Source organism: Pseudanabaenaceae cyanobacterium SKYG29 (assembly GCA_025055675.1).
Classification (GTDB): domain Bacteria; phylum Cyanobacteriota; class Cyanobacteriia; order Pseudanabaenales; family Pseudanabaenaceae; genus M5B4.
The window spans coordinates 55,409-76,899 of record JANWWT010000007.1 but is presented as its reverse complement, the minus strand read 5'-3'; the positions used below and the strand labels follow the sequence as shown (position 1 = coordinate 76,899).

Annotated in this window: 13 protein-coding genes; 10 read left to right on the top strand and 3 right to left on the bottom strand. The window is 47.2% G+C overall.

Annotated elements, in window-relative coordinates:
* Positions 1-882 (top strand): RsmB/NOP family class I SAM-dependent RNA methyltransferase, encoded by an 882-nt coding sequence (locus tag NZM01_11620; protein MCS6960681.1) that lies wholly within the window; start codon positions 1-3, stop codon positions 880-882.
* On the top strand, positions 875-1,921 hold the full coding sequence (gene queA, locus NZM01_11615) for a tRNA preQ1(34) S-adenosylmethionine ribosyltransferase-isomerase QueA (protein ID MCS6960680.1): 1,047 nt from the start codon (positions 875-877) through the stop codon (positions 1,919-1,921). Before NZM01_11620 ends, queA begins: the two co-directional genes overlap by 8 nt.
* On the opposite strand, the gene leuS is transcribed toward queA, so the two are convergent.
* The gene (gene leuS / locus NZM01_11610; GenBank protein ID MCS6960679.1) at positions 1,918-4,452 is read right to left on the bottom strand and encodes a leucine--tRNA ligase; all 2,535 of its coding nucleotides are present in this window, start codon (positions 4,450-4,452) and stop codon (positions 1,918-1,920) included. The two genes, queA and leuS, sit on opposite strands and share 4 nt — an antisense overlap.
* 150 nt (positions 4,453-4,602) lie before the next feature.
* Between leuS and NZM01_11605 the strand changes: the two genes are divergently transcribed.
* The 8 genes from NZM01_11605 to NZM01_11570 all read left to right on the top strand — a co-directional run bounded on the left by NZM01_11605 (position 4,603) and on the right by NZM01_11570 (position 17,027).
* Entirely contained in the window at positions 4,603-4,968 is a 366-nt protein-coding gene (locus NZM01_11605) for a response regulator (GenBank protein ID MCS6960678.1), read from the top strand.
* 6 nt (positions 4,969-4,974) lie between these two features.
* Positions 4,975-5,505, top strand: coding sequence for a hypothetical protein (locus NZM01_11600; GenBank protein ID MCS6960677.1), 531 nt, complete (start codon positions 4,975-4,977; stop codon positions 5,503-5,505).
* Between the two features lie 2 nt (positions 5,506-5,507).
* A complete protein-coding gene (locus tag NZM01_11595) occupies positions 5,508-6,026 on the top strand; it encodes a chemotaxis protein CheW (GenBank protein MCS6960676.1) in 519 nt (172 codons plus the stop codon).
* 236 nt (positions 6,027-6,262) lie between these two features.
* Positions 6,263-10,729 (top strand): GAF domain-containing protein, encoded by a 4,467-nt coding sequence (locus NZM01_11590; GenBank protein MCS6960675.1) that lies wholly within the window; start codon positions 6,263-6,265, stop codon positions 10,727-10,729.
* A 1-nt stretch (position 10,730) separates the two neighbouring features.
* Positions 10,731-12,695: a hypothetical protein gene (locus tag NZM01_11585; protein MCS6960674.1), complete on the top strand. Its 1,965-nt coding sequence runs from the start codon at positions 10,731-10,733 to the stop codon at positions 12,693-12,695.
* Positions 12,685-15,480, top strand: a complete 2,796-nt coding sequence (locus NZM01_11580; protein ID MCS6960673.1) for a hybrid sensor histidine kinase/response regulator — start codon at positions 12,685-12,687, stop codon at positions 15,478-15,480. The genes NZM01_11585 and NZM01_11580 overlap by 11 nt, the downstream gene beginning before the upstream one ends.
* Positions 15,481-15,484: 4 nt before the next feature.
* Positions 15,485-15,979: a chemotaxis protein CheW gene (locus NZM01_11575; GenBank protein MCS6960672.1), complete on the top strand. Its 495-nt coding sequence runs from the start codon at positions 15,485-15,487 to the stop codon at positions 15,977-15,979.
* Positions 15,972-17,027 (top strand): hypothetical protein, encoded by a 1,056-nt coding sequence (locus NZM01_11570; protein ID MCS6960671.1) that lies wholly within the window; start codon positions 15,972-15,974, stop codon positions 17,025-17,027. Before NZM01_11575 ends, NZM01_11570 begins: the two co-directional genes overlap by 8 nt.
* Here NZM01_11570 and mfd read toward each other — a convergent pair.
* Together mfd and NZM01_11560 are read right to left on the bottom strand one after the other, a co-directional pair.
* Entirely contained in the window at positions 17,004-20,327 is a 3,324-nt protein-coding gene (gene mfd / locus NZM01_11565) for a transcription-repair coupling factor (protein ID MCS6960670.1), read from the bottom strand. The two genes, NZM01_11570 and mfd, sit on opposite strands and share 24 nt — an antisense overlap.
* Positions 20,328-20,363: 36 nt before the next feature.
* On the bottom strand, positions 20,364-21,491 hold the full coding sequence (locus tag NZM01_11560; protein MCS6960669.1) for a geranylgeranyl reductase family protein: 1,128 nt from the start codon (positions 21,489-21,491) through the stop codon (positions 20,364-20,366).

The window sequence follows — 21,491 nt, the reverse complement described above, 5'->3', positions numbered from 1 at the left end:
ATGGTCTCTAGTCTGCTAGTCAAACTCAGTCGGCAACTTTATACAGAGGAAGATAAACAACTGTCTTTTATTCAAGCTTTGACAGAACCCCAACCCCTCCACCCTTCTATTTTATGGTGTCATGACTATCAACCCAAACCTTTCCCCTGTCTTACTCCCTTTCCTTGGCAGCCATCTTTTACCGATCGGTTACCTGTTGACAGCAGACCCGGTAAGCATCAACTACATGACCAGGGATATTACTACTGTTTAGACCTGTCTTCCATCTTTGCAGCTAGCGTGTTGATGGCGATTCCTGAGAAAGTAGAAGTTGTCTTTGATCTCTGTGCTGCTCCTGGGGGAAAAGCAATTTTTGCCTGGCGCTTGTGGCAACCCCAGATGCTCTATGTCAATGAAGTAATTGCTAAACGATCGTGGGTCTTGGCAGCTAATCTCAAACGTTGTCGCATCAGCAACTACTATGTGTTACAATCGGACGTAGAGTTTGTGGCGAGCAAGTATGCTGAGCAGGGAGAAGTAGTGATTGTGGATGCTCCCTGTACTGGTCAGTCTCTGTTAGCCAAGCAGCAGAAAAACGAAGGTTGTTTTCATCCTACTATGATCACCCGCAATGCCCAGAGACAGCGCCGTATCCTGGCTAATGCTGCCAAAATTGTGCAAAAAGGGGGGTATCTAGCCTACATGACCTGTACCTATTCGCCAGAAGAGAACGAAGAGAATGTAGCTTGGTTTTTGCAACGATTCCCTCACTTCCAAGCCCAGGTGGTACACCATTTGGCAGAGTATCAGTCCCATTTGACACCGATTCCCTGTTATCGTCTCATGCCCCAGAGTTATATTGGTGCTGGTGCTTTTACTGTCCTACTCAAAAGATATGACTAATCCTGATCATCTTCTCTCTAACTATGACTACGTCTTACCTGAGAGCGCGATCGCCCAAATGCCTGCTGTGCCTAGGGACCACTCCCGTCTCATGGTCATCACTCCCGATCGGCAAATCTCTCACCACTATTTCTTTGACCTACCCCAATTCCTACAACCTGGTGATCTGCTAGTATTCAATGACACCAAAGTAATTCCCGCCCGTCTGTATGGCTATAAGCAAACAGGAACAAAAGTAGAAGTTTTGCTGTTAGAGGAGATAGAGACCGATCGGTGGTTAGCTCTAGTTAAACCTGGTCGCCGTGTACCAGTAGGGACAATCATCTTTTTCAATGAGGAGTTTTGGGGAGAGGTGATTACCAGAGAAGAGAAAACAAGGGGGCGGATCATACAGTTTCATCATCCCCCCCACCAAACTGTGATAGAACTTTTATCTCAATTTGGCACAGTGCCTCTTCCCCCCTACATCACCGAGAGCAAGACCAGTCCTGACCAATATCAGACCGTCTATGCCAAAACACCAGGAGCTGTAGCTGCCCCCACCGCAGGGCTGCATTTTACCGATCGGTTGTTATCTGAATTACAAGAGAAAGGCATAGAACTAGCTTGGTTGACACTTCATGTGGGTGTGGGCACGTTTCGTCCTGTAGAAGTGACAGACATTACCCAACACAAAATGCACGAAGAATGGTTACAGGTGACAGAAGCAGTGGCAGACAAAATCCAAAGGACGAAGGCGGCAGGCAAGAGAGTGATTGGTGTAGGTACAACCGTAGCAAGAGCATTGGAAAGCACCAAGGGCAAACCCTTTGTCGGTAAGACTGATTTAATGATCTATCCGGGTTATCAGTGGCAAGTCCTAGATGGACTGATTACTAACTTTCACCTCCCCCGCTCAACTTTGTTGATGTTAGTGGCTTCTTTTTTGGGAGAAGGGGGAAGAGAATTTCTCCTCCATACCTATCAGATTGCCCTGGAGCAAGGTTATCGCTTTTACTCCTTTGGTGATGCCAATCTCATCCTGCGTAAGTCAGCTTAGACCACAAAGTTGACTAATCTACCAGGCACGGCAATCACTTTTTTCACTGCCTTACCCTCCAAGTAGCGCTGGGCTGCTTCCGAGTTGCGGGCATAGGCTTCCAACAACGCCTTATCCTGGGCATCTTTGGCAGGTACAAGAATACTCCCCTTCACTTTGCCATTGATTTGAATCACCAGCGTAATTTCTTCCACCTCTAAAGCAGAAGGATCAACTTCTGGTAAGCGCTCCAGATGAATAGACCGATCGTGTCCTAACCGATGCCAGAGTTCTTCGGCAATGTGGGGCGCAAAAGGAGCTAGCAACAGTAGTAGAGTTTCTATGCCTTCTTTATAGGTAAGAGAGCGTTTGTTTTCCGCATCCTGGAGAGCATTACTGAGAATCATCAACTCGGAAATAGCCGTGTTAAATTGATACCCCTCTTGGAAGTCCTCCTTGATCGCTTGGATTGCTTTGTGAATCGATCGGCGCAGTTTCTTATCGGTTCCATCCTCTACTTGGTGGGGGTCAAACTCTGTTACCAGTCGCCATACACGATTGAGAAAACGGAACTGACCTTCTACATCAGCATCATCCCACTCCAAATCTTTCTCGGGCGGCGCTTTGAACAGCGTAAACATTCTCACAGTATCTGCTCCATACTTGGCAATCACATCCCCCGGATTCACACCATTGTATTTGGACTTGGACATTTTCTCATATACAGTCACCAACTTTTCGCCCGTGTCAGGGTCAGTGGGATTATTCAAGTCAGCAATCAAATGCGGCGGGATAAACTTACCAGTTACAGGATTTTTGTAGGTCAAGCCCTGCACCATACCCTGGGTCAATAAACGATCGAAAGGTTCTTCGCAGGTAACTAGCCCCCTGTCATAGAGAGCCTTGGTGAAAAAGCGGGAGTAGAGCAGGTGCAAAATAGCGTGCTCAATGCCACCCACATATTGATCTACCGGTAGCCACTCTCTTATCTTTTCAATGTCGAAAGGTCTTTCTGTATTTTTGGGGTCACTATAACGAAAGAAATACCAAGAAGAATCAATAAATGTGTCCATTGTATCTGTTTCACGTCTGGCGGGTTTGCCACAGCGCGGACAATCTACCTTTACCCACTCTTCCAACTTAGCTAACGGAGAAGGTCCACGTCCTGTAAACTCCACATTCTCTGGCAACAAAACCGGCAACTGGTCTTCTGGTACAGGGACAACCCCGCAGTCCGGACAATGAATAACAGGAATCGGACAACCCCAATACCGTTGCCGTGAAATCAACCAATCCCGCAATCGATACTGTACACGTTGTTTTCCCCATCCTTCCTTCTCTGCCTTAGCCACAATCAAGTCTTTTGCTGCTAAAGAGGTCTGTCCTGTAAATTCCCCTGAATTAATTAGTACACCAGGTTCTGTATAAGCCCGATCGGTAATCTCTTCCCCCGTAGGCGGCACAATCACCTTCACCACAGGCAAAGTATACTGCTTAGCAAAAGCAAAATCCCGTTCATCATGGGCTGGCACTCCCATCACTGCCCCCGTACCATACTCATACAAAACATAGTCAGCAATCCAAATGGGAATCTCTTTGCCTGTGAAAGGATTAATAGCATAAGCACCGATAGGAATCCCTTGTTTAGGTCGGTCCGCTGCTGTCCGTTCCGTTTCTGACTCTTGCTGTACCCGTTTAATAAATTCTGTGACTGCTGGTAACCGATCGGGGGTCGTCAACTCCATGACGAGAGGATGTTCAGGCGCTAAAACAACATAACTCACACCAAACACAGTATCAGGGCGAGTAGTAAAGACCGTGATCTTAACTTCTTTCCCCACCACAGGAAAATGCAGCTCTGCTCCCACTGATTTACCAATCCAGTTAATTTGCATCGCCTTAACTTTTTCAGGCCAATGGGGGAGTCTGTCCAAATCCTGTAACAATCTCTCCGCGTAGTCCGTAATCTTCAAAAACCACTGGCGCAACTTACGTTTCTCTACCAATGCCCCCGATCGCCATGAGCGCCCCTCATTATCCACCTGTTCATTGGCTAGTACCGTCTGATCCACAGGGTCCCAATTTACCGTTGCTTCCTTCTGGTAAGCCAAACCCATGTCAAACAATTGCAGAAACAGCCACTGCGTCCAGCGGTAGTAGTCCGGCAGACAAGTTGTTACCTCCCGCTCCCAGTCATAGGAGAGACCCATCTGTTGCAACTGCTCCCGCATCTGGGCAATATTCTGTAACGTCCAAGTGCGGGGGTGAATCCCCCGATCGATGGCAGCATTTTCCGCGGGCAGACCAAAAGCATCCCAACCCATGGGGTGTAGCACCCGGTAGCCAGACATGCGATACCAGCGAGCAATTACGTCAGTGATGGTGTAGTTACGCACGTGCCCCATATGCAAGCTGCCGGAGGGATAGGGAAACATAGACAAGGCATAGAACTTAGGACGGCTATCCTCCTCCGGGGTAGCGTAAATACCGTTTGTTTGCCATTGAGCCTGCCATTTAGCTTCCAGGGAGAGGGGGTCGTACATAGAACTCATTTTTGCTACTGATAATACACTTGATTGTAGGGGGAGTTGTTCTGTTTTGCGCCTACTGATTTGCGGAATTTTTGCACTTGTTTAGCAAGGGGCATAGCAAGCATAACAGTTGATGCTAGACTAGAGTTTGTCATGGTTTGTGTTAACTATATGCGCAAAATCCTAGTGGTGGAAGATAGTCTGACAGAGCGGGAGCAGATCAGTCTCTATCTTACTAATGCTGGTTTTACAGTGCGGGCTGTTGGTTCCAGTGAAGAAGCGGAAGCAATTATAGCTACCGATCGTCCCGATGCTATTGTGCTGGATGTTATACTCCCTGGCAAGAGTGGGTTCGAATTTTGCCGTCGCATCAAGAATGACCCCGCTACCGCCAACATCCCCGTTGTTATTTGCTCTACCAAGAACACAGAAGTAGACAAAACCTGGGGACGCATGGGAGGAGCAAACTCCTATCTCACCAAGCCTGTTGAACCAGAATTGCTAATTACCACGGTCAAACAAGCCCTCAACATCTAAGGTCCCATGACCAGCAGCCCCCTCGACCCCATCCATGCAAGGCTCAACAACCACGAAGTCTTGATTAACCAACTTATCCAAACCCAAGCCACTATGAACACTAACATAACTCTACTCACAGAAATCCTGCAGAGGGTGGTCGACCAGCAAGAGCGCCATAACGCTGAGATGCAACGCCTCCACGAACGCCTCGATGCCCAGGAAGGACAGCTGAAAGTCCTGATCGACCAGTTTTTAAGTGGCTTTAATCTGCAGACCCTCCGTGAGATCGTGCAAAACTTCGACAGCAAATTCGAGGAAGTATTTCGGCGGCTGGAAGAGAACGATCGGAGGTTCAAGGCAGTATTTCAGCGCCTAGCGGAACATGACCTGAGATTTGATCAAATGCTCCAGGAGCTGCAAACAACCAGGGAAGAGATGCGCCAGGAGCGAGAAAGGAGCGATGCCCGCTTTAACGAAATGTTACAACGTCTGGATGAACAAGATGAGTACATCCGATCGATGCTAGAACTTCTACAGAGAGAAAGGGAGAACTAATTATGGAGTTAGCAACTTTAGATGTGTTTACCAGGGAAATCACGGCAGATTTATTCAACGATCGTGCCATTCCTGTCTTCACCGAGCAAACCCGTTTCTTACAGTTCCCCTTGGGGGGGTATGAATTTTTGTTTCCCCTAGCAAATCTGCAGGAAATCTTTAGCATCAATCTTGCCCAAGTTACCCTCATGCCTGGGCTAGAGAAATATGTACTAGGTATTTACAACTGGCGGGGGAATCTGGCTTGGTTAGTAGATTTACAGGAACTGTTGACAGGTATAGGGAGCAATTTTCGGGAAAACTGTCTGTGTTTGCTCATGCCCCTAGAGGGACAATATTTGGGGATGGTCGTAGAACAAGTTGAAGGTATTGCTACCTTGAACAATACCGATTTATTGCCCCTGACGGCGCAAATAGTTGACCCGATTCCCAGTAGATTTATTCAAGGTTACTACCTCCAGGACAAACCCCTATTAGTCCTAGAACCCCAAGGTATAGTCGAAACCTTTTTGGGTGTATAAGTGTTACAGAAACTTAACAAAAGTCGATAAATAACCTAGGGTTTGTTTTTCTTTCTTTACATAGATTTTCTTCTATAGATTTAGATTCTGTAGTAGGATTTTGCTATGTAAATAATGAACAAGTATGAAAAATATTACTAACTCAATACTCTATTTTTAGTTCTAAGTTAGAATACATTACAACTAAGTATGGTTTTGCCCATCCCTGTCTGCTGTTTTAGGTTTTAGGAAAGGCTATGAACTCCCAACAACAACTCCTCAATGAACTCACTGCTTTAGTTAACGACAGTAGTCGTGCACGGCAAGTCGATAGCAAGGTTTTACAGGAAAAGCTATTGCGCTTAAAGGAAATCGCCAACAATCTTAACTTCCATGAGGAACCGTCTACAGTGTGGCAGGACTTGATTGCGGCTCTTCGAGGTTGTGACCGGCAGCAGGATTTGCTCACACAGGCTGTTCGAGGCTTACAGGAAGCCCTTAAGCTAGACCGTGTCCTGGTCTACCAATTGGCAGGAGAAGTGGTGGTGGCAGAAGCACTCACGCCAGGATTCACACCTGCTTTGGCCCAGAAGTTACCGATCGTGTTTGTTGGCAATGGGGAGGCCGTGACAATAGCAGACGTGAGTCGGGGAGAATTTACGCCCTATCAGAAGCAATTGTGGGAGCAGTATCAGGTGCGGGCAATGGTGGCAAGCCCCCTATTAGTGGAGGGTAAGCTTTGGGGAGTGTTGGTGGGTCATCAGTGTAGCGGGACAAAGGACTGGACAAAGGCGGAGTTGACGGGTTGGGAGCGGGTTGCTCAAGAAGTGGAAGCCCAGTTGCTGGTACAGCGGGTCAAGGGAGAAATGGCCCAATGGCAGGCTTTGAGTGACTACGCCCAGCAGATTCAAGCCAAGATACAGCGACTGCAACCTTCCCAGAGTTTGGAGCAGCTTCTACATGTTGTCACGATCGATGTGCGTCAGGCATTGCAGGTCGATCGGGTGGCAATTTATCAATTTGCTGCTGACTGGACAGGAGACTATATTGTGGAGGCGGTTGCGCCTGGGGTGCCGCCCCTAGTAGGTGTCAGCATTGCCGATGAACATTTCCATTCCCTCAAGGGGGGGAGGTTTGCCAAGGGGGAAAGTTTAGTAGTGGATGACATCCACAACGGCAAGGTAGCAAGTTGTCTTGTACCTGTGTTAGAGCAGTTTCAGGCAAAGGCATTGATAAGTGTGCCGATCAGAGTAGAAGAAAATTGGCGCTTGTGGGGCTTGTTGGAGGTTTATCAAAACGATCGGGCGCGGCAGTGGCAACCGGCGGAAGTGCAGTTTTTACAGACAGTCAGTCAAATTCTGGAAAAGTATCTGGCTTACCATGCCTTCAGCGCTTACCAAAAGCTAGACCAACTGGGCAGTCGTTTGAACAACACGCAAAATGTGACGGAACTATTACAGGTAGCGACCCAGGAAGCCCTCTATCGGTTTCATCTCGATCGGGCAGCGGTCTATCAATTCAACCCTGATTGGAGTGGGGATTATATTGTAGAAGCCTGTGCCCCTGGTATGTTGCCCTTAGTTGGTAATTCGACAAAGGATGAGTGTTTCCAGGAGATGAAGGGGGGACGCTATGTCAGCCGAGAGATTTTTGTCATTAACGATGTGGACAAGTCGGACCTAGATGCTAAGCACAAGAAGTTATTAGCAGGGGCAGAAGTGCGTTCCTACGTCTCTGTGCCTTTATTTGTGGGCGATCGATTATGGGGTCTGTTGCTGTTCTACAGTCGCAAGGTCAGACACTGGCAAAACCTGGAGATTAAGTTGATGGAGCATTTGGGGCAGGTGGTCAGCCAAAGCCTGAGTTATCGCCAGCAGCAGGACTACCTCGATCGGTTTGAGAAGCAGGAAGAAGAAGCCACCAAGTTCATCTATCAATTGGGGCAAAGAAATGTTGTGCAGATGCAGGAACGATCGTCTTTGGAGAATATATTTGCCTACACGACCAAGGAATTACGGAGGGTATTAAAAGCCGATCGGGCGGTAGTATATCAGTTCTTTGCAGATTGGAGTGGTCGGTTTATTTATGAAGATGTGGGGGAAGAATGGATCAAGCTGGTGGGTTCCGACCTGAAAGACGAATATCTGCAACAGACCCAGGGCGGTCGTTATCGCTTGGGGGAAAGCCTGCGGGTAGATGATATTTATAGCCAAACCAAGGATGAATGCCATCTCAATTTACTGAAGCAGTGGGGGACAAGGGCTTACATGCTCACTCCTATTTTTGAAGGGCAGAAGTTATGGGGGATTCTCGGGGTCTATCAAAACAGTGGTCCGCGCCATTGGGAGAACTATGAGTTAGATGTATTGATTCAGGCGGGGGTACAACTAAGTATTGCTTTGCAACAGGCGGAATATCTGGATCAGATTGAAGCTCGTTCCCAAGCCCTCACCCGCAAGGCAGAACTAGAAAGGGTACTGAACAAGATCACGGAAAAAGTCCGTCTGGCACAAGACCTAGACACTATCTTTCGTGTCACCACGGAAGAAATGCGCTTGGCAGTGGGTACTGATCGGGCGGTGGTCTATCAGTTCAATCCTGATTTCAGCGGTCAAGTAGTAGCAGAATCCGTCGGCGCTGGTTGGGTGTCTCTTTTGATTGAGCAACAAAATGACCCCGTCTTGCAGGGGGATAGGACCCAAAACGATCGGTGTATCCTGCGCAAATGGTCAAGCGGTGACATCATCGAAAGAGATACCTATCTGCAAGAGACCAGGGGGGGCAAGTATGCTCAGGGAGAGATTTTCACAGCGATCGATGACATTTACGCTCAGAACTTCCCTGCCTGTTATGTGGCTTCTTTGGAGAAATACCAGGCTAAAGCCTATGTGATTGCGCCTGTCTATCAAAGCGGCAAATTATGGGGACTGGTGGGGATTTATCAAAACACAGGAGCGAGGAAGTGGACAGATGACGAATGTTTCTTTGTCAAGCGAATCGCTCAACAGTTGGGGTTAGCGTTGCAGCAGGCAGAGTATCTCAAGGAAATTCAAGCCCGATCGGAGGAACTGACACAAATTGCTAACCTAGAGCGGACCCTTAATCGCATTTCCGACAAGATTCGGCAGACCCAGGAGTTAGAGATTGATACTATTTTCAGAGTGGTCACCCAGGAAATTCGCCAAGCCCTCAAAGCTGATCGCACCGTTGTCTACCAATTCAATCCAGATTTCAGCGGGCAAGTGATTGCTGAGTCAGTGGGGGCGGGCTGGGTGTCTCTCCTAATTGAACAGACAACAGACGAAGTGTTAAGGGGGGATAGGACCCAAAACGATCGGTGTATTCTCAGGAAATGGGCAGGGGCAGACATCATCGATCGGGACACCTATTTACAGGAGACAAAGGGCGGTAAATACGCTGAAGGTGTGACCTGCACAGTAGTAGAAGATATTTATCAGCAAAACTTTCCCCAGTGTTACATTAACTCCCTGGAGAAATACCAAGCCCGCGCCTATATCATTGTGCCCATCTACCAAAAAGGCAAGCTGTGGGGTCTAGTGGGAGCATATCAGAACTCAGGGCCGCGCCAATGGAAGGAATCAGAAGTGACCTTCATGCAACAGACAGCCCAACAGCTAATTGTCGCTTTGCAACAGGCAGAGTATTTAGCACAAATTCAAGCCCAAGCCGAACAACTTGCCATTGCTGCTGAGCGGGAAAAACAAGCGCGAGAAAACTTACAACAGTCAGCCCTGCGCATTTTGCGAGCGATCGAGCCCTCTTTCAAAGGGGATTTGACTGTGCGAGCACCGTTGTCGGAGGATGAAGTGGGGACAATTGCCGATGGTTACAACACGACGATTCAAACTCTGCGGGAGTTAGTACGGCAAGTGCAGGGAGCAGCCACAAGGGTAACCCAGGCTTCTAGTAGTAACAGTGCGGCGGTGAGTGAGCTATCCCAACAAGCGCAAGAGCAGGTGAACAAACTAGAACAGGCGTTGCAGTACCTCCAGCAAATGTTGCACTCTGTGGAGGCAATCACCACCAGTGCCCAGACCGTGCAACAATCAGTAGAAGAAGCGAATCGAGTTGTCCAGCAAGGGGACTCTTTAGCAGAGTTGACAGTTGCCAGTATCCTAGAGGTACGAGAGACAGTGTCAGAGACAGCGAAGAAGATCAAACGCCTAGGGGAATCTTCTCAGAAAATCTCCAAGGTGGTGAACTTGATTGAGAACTTTGCCACCCAGACCAACTTGTTAGCTCTGAATGCCGCCATTGAAGCCACCAGGGCAGGGGAATTTGGCAGAGGTTTTGCTGTTGTAGCCGACGAAGTCCGATCCTTAGCCTATCAATCCGCCAATGCCACCACAGAAATTGAACGGTTGGTGCAAGAAATTCAAACGGAGACTAACGGTGTGATTGAAGCAATGGAGATGGGGATCAGTCAGGTAGTGAAAGGCTCCAACCTGGTCAACGAAACGCGCCAAAGTTTGCAGAGCATTGCCCAACTGACGCAGAAAATCAGCGAGTTAGTGACTGGCATTACCCAGGCGACCCAGGTGGAAGAACAACAATCGCAAATTGTCACGCAGCAAATGAATGATGTTGCCACGATCGCCCATCGTACTTCCGTACGCGCTGCTGAGATAGCCCAAGCCTTCCAGGAACTGCTGCAGACCGCCCAGGCACTGGAAATTACTGTTAGCAAATTCAAGGTGGACTAAGATGAAAGCGCCAACGAGGGAAGAACAGTTCATTGTCCGACTCCTAGAGGAGACCTACACTAGTAATGGTAATCCTGCCAGAGTCTATCCCATCCTGGAGGAACACAAAGAGTATCACAGTCAAATTGATCGTCTACTATCTGTATGGGCAGAGCGGAAGTTACAAAGTTCTAATCTGGCCACAATTAAGAAACTAGTGCGGTTACTCTTGCGGTTTTGTCTTTTGATCCAGGGTTATGAGGGGATTCCTCGCCCACAGCGACTGCAAATTGCCCTTGTTGGCTGTGAAAAAATCAAGCAAGCGATTACAGCAGAGACAGCCCCTGATGAAGCTGATCTGACTAATTTAGTTGAAGGCTTTTGTCGGCAGGCAATTCAGGGGTTAGAAGCCTCTAGCAAGGAACTAGAACAGGAACGCGAACAGTTAATCCATTTGACAAAAAACCTGGAAGAGAGACAGTCCCATTTGCAGGCGATGCAGACAGCCTGGGAACAGCAAAGACAGCAAGCGATCGAGCAGTTAGAAGCGGAATTAGCCCAGAGAAGACAACTAGCTGACCAAGAAATCGAAGCCCAGCTGATTGCTCTCAAAACTGCCCAAGAAAAATGGGAAGCGGAGAAAGAAGTAGAGCAGCAAAAAATAGCGCGGGAATGGGAGAAACAGCTAAATGCTATGCAGGAGTTACAGACAAGGTTTGAATTGGAGCAACGTCAAGCCAGGGAAAGAATAGAACAAGAGTTGATTCAGAGACGGCAAGCCTTCGAGTTAGAACAAGAGGAACAAATTGCCCAGGTGCAGCAGATGCAGCAGCAAGTCCTCCTGGAACAACGGCGGGCACGGGAAGAGATAGAGGCAGAAAGACAAAAGACACTCCAGGAACTAGAGCAGCTGCGCCAACAAATTTTAGCCGAGCAACAGCAGACAAGGATACAGCTGGAACAGGAAATCAGTCAGGTTAGACAGGCCTTGCAACAGGAGCGAGAAGCGTGGGAGGTAGAAAAACGCCGTCTAGAAGACCAATTGGCAGCGCAACAAAATCAAGCTAGAGCGGAACTGGAACAAGAAATTACCCAGACAAGACAGGCACTACAGCAAGAGCGAGAAAGTTGGGCAGAGGAAAAACAGCGTTTACAACAGCAACTCGCCTTGGAACTAGAATACCAACGACAAGAAGTGGAACGCAACCTGCAAAATCTCTTACAGGAAGAATATCAACAGGGTAGACGGGAATTAGAAGTCCAATTAGAACAACAGCGGCAGGAAGAGTGTCTTCTTCTGCAACAGGAGTTGGAACGACAGCGCCTAGAACAACAAAAAAGATTGGAGAGAGAAACGATCGAAGCAAAACAGCAATTGCAGTCAGATATAGAAACATTACGGCAACAGATGTTAGCCGAGGTAGAACAACAGCGTCAGCAGCAACAGCAAGAACTAGAGCAAGAACGACAGGAAGCCCTCCAGAAGTTACAGGCAGAAATTGAAGCGGAAAAATCATTCAGACAATTGCAACAGCGGGAGCTACTCTTCCAAGAATATCAAAAACAACAGGAAGAGAATCAAAGATTGCGCGAAAGAGTACAACAGGAGATCAGTCAACGTCTAGTTCAGCTAGAGGAAGAAATGCAGGTGCGATTACAGGAGTTTGAGCTACAGTTGCGGTGGCAGCGTCAGAAATTGGAGACAGAGAAGGCAGAGACAAGAAGGCTGCTAGATCAAGAGATACAAAGAGCGAGAGATGAATTAGAAGTAGAACTGAAAGCAAAACGGCAGGAGTGGGAGCATCTACAAGCAGAAAAGCGACTCCTGCAGGAAAAAGCCCATGACCTCAAACAACAGGAACTGCGGTTAAACGCCGATCGGGAACAGCTAGAACTCGATCGTCAGGCTTTACTGCAAGAGCGCCAGCTACTGCAATCGACTGCGCAAAAACTAGCGAACTTGCGGGGGATGAACTATGACCACTGATGCGGAAATTCAACAACAGATATATCAATACTTTCTGATTGAAGCGCCAGAGCTGATGCAAAAGATAGAGCAAGACCTCTATCAACTGCTGGCAGGTCACTCAGTAGAACTAGTGCACAACTTAATGCGGAATGCCCATACCCTCAAGGGTTCAGCAGCGAGTGTGGGTAAGACAACAATTAAAACGATCGCTCATCACCTGGAAGATGTCTTCAAGTCCTTATACGACCCCAATATCGAATTTGACAGTGAGTTAAGCGGTTTGTTGATTGAGGGTTTTGAGTGTCTGAAATTACCTTTAACAGCAGAGATAAATGGCTTGCCATATGATGAAGAAGAGATACTCGATCGCACTGCCACCGTATTTGCTCGTCTACAAAACAAACTAGGGGATTTCTTTGGACAAGAAGCACCTGTTCTAAGTTCTGCGGATTTGGGCTATGATGTTGTTGCGGCAATTTTCCAAGACAGTATTCCTGAAGAATTGAACCAACTGGAGGTAGTAATTAACAGAGGTGATGAGCAGGAAATCCGTTCTACCTTGCAACAACAGGCGGAATTCTTTTTAGGGATTGCCCAATCCTACAACTTGCCAACGTGGCAAAACTGTGCCCAACAGGTACTAGATATGTTGAGTACCCAGCCAGAGCCAGAGACGCTTAAGATGATGGCACAGGTAGCTTTGGAAAACTATCGGCAAATCTGTCAGGAAATAGTAGCAGGCAATCGCGGTACACCTGCACCAGCCCAACAAGTGGTTACTGGCGAAGAACCGCAGAAATCAGAACCAACTTCTATAGCAGTAGCCCAGACCACATCTGTAAAACCACAACCTACTGTGGAGAAAGTGGCAGAGGAAGCAGCAGAAGTTAAGACTGTTTTGACAGTGAGGGTACCGATTGAGCAACTAGAAAATCTCAACTATGATTTAGGGGAGCTACTGATTAATTTCAACCAGCAGTCCTTAAACAATGAACAGATTGGAGCAACAACAAAGAATTCTTTGTTAGTACTCTATGACTGTCGCGAAAAACTGAGACGAGTAAAAGATTGGTCCGATCGTTATCTGGCGGGCACAGTGAATATAGCCTTTCGGGCAGGGCAGTTTGATAGTTTGGAAATGGATCAGTATGGCGAACTCCATATCCTGCTGCAGGCAACTTTAGAGAGTATGTCAGCTCTGGAAGAGAAACTAGAGGATGTCAATTCCCTTTTACAGATAGGGCAACTGACTCTCAAGAAACAAAAACGTATTTTAGCTGATGCCCAAGAACATCTGGTGCAGGCACGTACTGTACCTTTAGTGACTCTGCTAGAGCGTTTCCCACCAATGGTACAACAGTTAGCCCATTCCTACAAGAAACGAGTAGAGTTACAGATAACGGGCAACCCCACTCTAGTTGATAAGGGTATTGTCGAACAGTTATACGAACCACTCCTCCATCTTATTCGCAATGCTTTCGATCATGGCATTGAAACACCTGAAGTTCGCCGCCAGAAGGGTAAACCCGAAACAGGCAAAATAGTCATTCATACAGAACATTTTGGTAATCGTATCACCATACAGGTAAAGGATGATGGACAGGGGATTAACTGGCAAAGGATCAGACAGAAGGGGATAGAGAAAGGGCTAATCAGTGAAACCGACCGCTTATCACCAGAAGAACTGGCAGAACTGTTATTTGTACCTGGTTTTTCTACTGCCTCTCAGTTGAGTGAACTATCAGGTAGGGGGGTAGGTTTGGATGTTGTAAGGAGTAAACTAAAAACGATCGAGTCTTCGATTTCCCTCCACTCAGAAGTAGATATTGGTACTACTTTTACCTTAGAAATTCCCGTCAATTTAACAACTCTTAATCTATTAGTTTGCCAATCCCAGGGTATTCCCTATGGCTTCTTAATTGACAGTATTCACCAGATTCTTTTGCCTTTACCTGAGCAAATACAAATCCAGAATCACAAACGTCTACTAACTTTCAATGGTCAGTTACTGCCAATTTTGTCCCTAGCAGACTTAATCACATACAATCGTACAAATCCCTACGTTGTTGGAGCTAATACCTCCCTACAGGCAGGGTTCTATGCGCTAGGTAAACAACAGGCTAAACCAGTGTTGATCCTTAAAAACCAAAATTTTTGCTTAGAAGTCGACCAAATTCTAGCAGAACAGGAGTTAGTATTAAAATCATTTCGTCCCTTGCCACGCTTGCTACCTTATCTATTAGGTTATACTGTATTGGGTGATGGTAAATACACTCTAGTGATAGACACCGATCGGTTGATTTACCGTAGCGCGACCTCTGCTAGTCTTCCTGTTACTGCTAAGAAATTGGCGTTAGCCCCACCAGTGGAGGAGACTAAGATAGAGTCCAGTATAGGTGCATTACCACCAGAAACTTTTGAGCTAGGTAAGCTGAGGGACTATTTAATTTTATTAATAGATGATTCCATTACGCAAAGGCAAAGTATGTTACTCACTTTAGAGAAAGCTAACATGAGAGCAATACAGGCTAGGGATGGCTACGAAGGGTTGGAACAGATCAGCCAAAATCCCACTGTGGACTTAATTATTTGTGATATAGAAATGCCACGCATGAATGGGTTTGAGTTTCTGCAGGCTTATAGGAATAATCCCCATTTGAAACAGGTACCGGTAATTATGTTGACTTCTCGCAGTAGTGAAAAACATAGACAAACCGCTATGGAACTGGGGGCAACAGCCTACATGACTAAGCCCTACAAAGACCAAGAGCTTATCGCCCAAATTCAAACGTTAGTAGGATAAAACTATGCTGACTACTCCTTTTACGCCTCAACGCCTAGCCACCAGAAGTGACAATGAGAATCTCCTGCGTTTAATAGTATTTGCCGTAGCAGATTACTGGCTAGCTTTGCCTATTAATGCTGTGATCAAGGTCATCCCCTGCCCCTCTATTATTAGTAACAATGACCAGGGGCTTGGTATGGTCAATGTCGGTAATACTGTTGTCAGTGTGGTGGATTTGCACTTCCGCTTTACTGCCAAGGGCTTAGCTAATCCCCGGTTTCTTATTCTCTCATTCAGTCAGCGCCGTGAAGTGTTTGGTATTCCTACCGATCAAGTACCTGGTATGGTGGAGGTTTCCTTGGAACAAATATTACCTTTACCAACTGCCTACAGACAAGTAGATGCCCTTGGTTTATGTAGTCACATGGCAATTTTGGCGCAAGAAAAGGTGACAGTTTATCTCCTGGATGTTGGTAGCTTTACTATAGATGTTACCAAACAATTGCCAAATGGATGAACAAGAGCTGTTCCAGTATTTTTTAGAACAGGAGCCATTTATTACTGATCCAGAGCAAGATAAACTAGCCTTCCTCGATCGGGGTTATTTTGCTTCCTGTTGGTCTAATGAAGTCCATTTATTCAGTCGCAGACTAGAGCAGACAACTATAAATAATCTACCCCAGGGCAAAGTACCGCTGATAGACGATTGTTTTCTCTCTTTCTTGCATCCAAGTATAACGGAAGCTTGTGTCTCTGTTATTGATGCTAAAGGGAATTTACACTGGTACGGCAGAAGGGCAACTCAGCCTGTACAACTGTGGAGTGGGACTAAGTTCTTGCCAATATATTACCTATTGTCACAGGTAGATGTAGAGGAATCTCCCTATGAGTGGTGGATCAGAGATGTAGATAACGATCGTTTGTTTTCTTTTGCGGCATTGGTAGACTTGGTATTTACATATATTGAAGGGGACAATGTATCAAACAGCATAGCTTTAATGTTTAAGAGTTTTTTCAGTCCTGAGGAGTTAACCAGGTGGTTACAAAAACTCACAGGTAACCAGGATGACATTTTTCGGGGGGGCTATGGTGGTCCTGCTTTTCTCGCTTATCCCATTTTGCAAACTAAAGATGCTAGGGAGATAATGAGGGGACAGCATCACCATCGAGGGCAAAATTTAGTTTCTGTTTATGCTCTAACCCGTGCTCTGTCAGAACTGGCTTGGAGCGATACCAAACGAAATCCCGATCGTTATGACCTCCTGATTCAAGGGATGGCAAAAGATACTGCTCGTTACCTAGATGTTGCTCTTGAGCATCTATCTTTGTCCCTCTCACAAGTTGTCATCATCTCCAAGATGGGGTTTGGTCGCAGTGAAGAGAGAAACCGATCGGAGTTAGTCTACGCTGCCCTTCTCTCTAGTCAGGAATTAAACATTTGTTTAACTTTTAAGACTGCTCTCAATTCGCACGACCCTGCCCAGGAAGCCCGCCATCTGGATGCGCGTATGGCAACAGAAGTAACAAAAACAGTTACAGCTTTAGGACACTTCTACACCCTCTAACCACTCAATTAGATTTTGAATCTGTTTGTCCACTGGTAAAACGCCTAAACCCCGCACAATCACTTTGCCAGGTTGAAAGACAAACCGACTTTGCAAGTGTGCGGGTATCTGTTCCCAAATAGTTCTCCAGGCTGGTTCTTCCATCTTTGTCTCTAGGATAACGTTTTGTTTGTTTTCCAGTTTGATGCGGTAAAAACCCAGCTTTTTGGTAATCTGTTTTAACTCCATGACTTTGAACAGCTGCTCCACTGGATTGGGAATTTTGCCGTAGCGGTCTTGCCATTCTAGGGCAATCTGTTGTAGTTCTTTACGGGAATTAGCAGCAGCGATCGCCCGATAGGCACTCAGTTTCTGTTCATTGTCGGGTATGTACTCGTTGGGAATGAAGGCGGTGATAGGTAAATCGATCTGCGTGTCATCTACTGCTGTGATTTTGGAGCCGCGAATTTCCGCGATTGCCTCTTGTAAAAGAGTCATGTAGAGGTCAAAGCCGATCGTGTCCATCTGACCTGATTGTTCGGCACCTAAAAGATTACCTGCACCTCTAATTTCCATATCCCTAAGTGCCAGTTGGTAACCCGACCCCAGTTGGGTAAATTCTTGAATTGCACGCAGTCTTTCCTGGGCTGCTGGTGTCAGTTCTCCTTGGGCGGGATAGAGCAACCAGGCATGGGCTTGTACACCTGCTCTGCCGACACGTCCCCGCAGTTGATAGAGTTGTGCTAGACCAAATCTATGGGCATCTTCAATAATAATCGTGTTAACTCTGGGGATGTCTAACCCTGATTCTACAATGGTTGTACAAACTAAGACATCGGCTTCGCCACTGTTGAAAGTCAACATAGTCAATTCTAACTCTGCCTCTGGCATTTGACCATGGGCAATGGCGATTCTCACGCCTGGAATCATCTCTCTAATTTTGGCTGATACTTCTTCTATGCCCTCTACGCGGGGAACAACATAAAAGACTTGCCCGCCCCGATCGAGTTCCTGTCTAATAGCGGAACGGATGACATCGGGGTCATAGCGCAAAAGGTGAGTTTTGATGGAACGACGGTTGGGGGGTGGTGTGAGAATTAGACTCATCTCTCTTACGCCTGAGAGTGCCATGTAAAGAGTGCGAGGAATAGGAGTGGCTGATAAAGTGAGGACATCTACTTCAGTTTTGAGAGTTTTAATTTTCTCTTTTTGGGCCACACCAAAGCGTTGCTCTTCATCTATCACTAACAGACCAAGATTCTTGTAGCTGACTTCCTTGGATAGTAACTGGTGGGTGCCAACGACAATGTCTATCTCCCCTGTTTTAAGTTTGGCAATAATCTCTTTCCTTTCACTAGCAGAGCGAAAGCGGTTTAACAGAGCTACATTGATGGGATAGGGAGCAAATCTCTCTTTCAAGGTGTGATAGTGTTGTTGGGCTAGGATCGTGGTGGGGACAAGCATTGCCACTTGCTTACCTGCTACTACGGCTTTGAAGATGGCACGCACTGCTACCTCTGTCTTGCCAAATCCGACATCCCCACAGATCAGTCGGTCCATCGGTCGTTCACTTTCCATGTCTTTTTTGACATCCTGGGTAGCTTTCAGTTGATCGGGAGTGGGTTGATAGGGGAAAGAGTCCTCCATTTCCTGCTGCCAAGGGGAATCGGGGGGAAAGGCAAATCCCTTCTGTTCCGAGCGTTTCGCATAGAGCTCTAGCAAGTCAAAGGCAAGTTTACGGATGGCTTTCTTAGCTTTCGCTGTTGCATTCGCCCAGGCTTTGCTCCCTAGTTTGTTGATTGGCGGTGGTTCATCCTTTAAGCCGCGATAGCGGGATAGACAAGCTACTTGATCTGCTGCTACTCTTAATAGTCCATCTTCGTATTGAATGACAATGTACTCCCGTGTTTCTTTGTTGATAGTCAGTTTTTCCAGCTTTAAGAATTTGCCAATTCCATGCTGTCGATGGACAACATAATCCCCTGGGGCCAATTTGTTCAGGTCAACCTGCTGGGAAACTGCCCTGCGGCGTTTGCGTACATAGGAAACTGTTCCTAAAGTATGCTGTCCAAAAAATTCCCGATCGGTGACAATCACTAACCGAAATAGGGGACAGTGAAAACCCTGAATTTCCGCTGTACCTGCATATTTGATGCCCACGGGAGTGCGACTCTGATGCAGTTTCTCGATCGTATTGTAGTCCTTGGGATTGGGGACAAATTGAGCAGGACAATCGTGCTCCTGTAACAGAGAAACCGCGCGGGAAGGTTGGGCAGAGATGATAGTAATTTGACAGTTTTGTTGCCGATACTCCCGTAGTAACTTGGCTAGATTACCAAATTGATGGGGGACAATAGGCAAAGGACGGCAGGGAATATTGATGTAATTTTCAGTTTCTAATTCCGACAGATAAATGATGGGAAAACGATCGCTAATTCTGGTTAAAATCTCAGGGAAAGACCGATGTAAAGGTGCATCAGGGGGAGCAATTTTTACCGCTGCTTCGTACCAACTTTGACAGTGGGCTTGGCAATGATTAGGTTCATCAATAGTAACAATTGTGTCTGCAGGCAGATAATCCAATAAAGAGGCACTGGCTTGGGGATGAATGGCTTGGCTGTAGGTACCAAGGATGCGATCGAAATGTACAGGTGCTAAAATAACCTTATCTAGCGGGTCAAGGGTTCTTTGGCTGGCAGGGTCAAACTCGCGGATGCGTTCTAGCTGGTCACCAAACCAATCCAGACGGACTGGTAACTCGTTCATCACAGGGAAAACATCAATGATGTCACCACGCCGACTCCATTGCCCTTCTGTTTCCACCAAAGTTGTCCGCTCATATCCTAATTCTGCCAACTGTTCACAAAATGCCGTCAGACTGTATTCCTGTCCTGCTTGTAAAACGATCGTTTTTGCTTGTAATTCCCTGCTACTGGGAAGATGAATCTGTAAAGCCCGATCGGTACAAACTATTGCCCGCTTGTGTTCTTGGTAGAGTAAATCGGTTAAAACTTCCATCTGTCCCCACATGATCTCCACATCGGGAACGTAGGGTTCGTAGGGTAGAGCGTCAGAGGTGGGATAGAGAAAGACAGAAGACCACCCCATCATCTCTAACTGTACCGACCAACGACCAGCTTCTTCTATCGTAGAGGTGACTAGTAAAAGGTTCTTGCCTTCTGCTAAAGCAGTACTAATTAATCCCTTTCCTATCCGATTTAACCCGCATAATTCCAATTGCTGACGGGTTTGCAGCTTGTCATTTAGTTCTTCCAGAAAAGGAGAGCGAACAATAGTACGCAGCACAGAGGTCAAAGGCATAGGGCACAGGAGACCTTTCTCTACATCAACTATAGCTTAATTCCCCATCAGTCCTGCGGTCAGCCGTTTGATTGCTGCCATTGCCACATCCCGATAGCGCAGTTGCCCACAGAGAATTTGTCCCATGCGCCGTGTGGAGACAGGACGTTTGACCCCAATGCGATAGGCAATCCCTGGTACCCTGTAGAAAATCGCTGCCAGTTTCTGTGCCCAAAACATGTCTTCTCCCCACTCTGTCTGCACTTTTTGACTGTATTCAGCCAGGGCTTGGCTGTCTCCCGCTAAAGCACGATCGATGGCTACCGCTGCCAACATTCCCGTTAAAAGGGCAGGTCTGATACCCTCAGCGGTAAAGGGGTCAACTACACAGGCAGCTTCCCCCGCTAATAGGGCATTCTGGGTGTGTAGCTTCTGATGTCCGTCCCAGAGACAGAGGGGATGTCCATATTTCTTGATTTTGCTAATGTCTACACCAAAGGTACGGGCATAGGTTTCAGCAATGTCTTTTAGGTTCTGTTTTTCTTCTGTTCCTCGAAAAGTGCCCGCGCCAATGGAATAACCGTCCGCCTTGGGGAAATTCCACAGATAGCCGTTGACTACGGAACCAAAGTCAAAGTGAGCGGCCAGACGGTCTGGTTCACTCAAAGGCACTTCCACTTCCAATGCCGCGCCCATGCGTCGTTTGCGCTCCCTGAACCCCAGCAACTTGGCCATTGTCCCCTTGGCTCCGTCCGCCCCCACGAGGTAGAGGGCTTGGAAATCTCCCCGTTCTGTATGTACCGTCCAGCGGTCATTGTGCCAGGTCAATCCTGTCACGGTGGTCTGGGTCTGCAGTTGGGCTCCCGCCTTTTGTGCTTGCTGCAGCAAAAAGTAGTCAAACACCTCCCGCCGTACCATCCACACTGCTTCCGTGCCATCGAGGGGAGCCAGAAACTCATCTCCCATCTGCCAGGTGTAGCGAATTTGGCTAATTTTGTTGGCTATGGCGGGGCTGAAGTCAAAGTCAAACCATTTTTGCACGGCAGGGGATACCCCTCCTCCACAGGGCTTGTAGCGAGGTAGGGCTTCTTTTTCTAATACCAGTACTTCCCGCCCCCGTTTTGCTAGATGGTAGGCTGCCGACCCCCCCGCCGGTCCCGCCCCCACCACAATACATTCCACCAT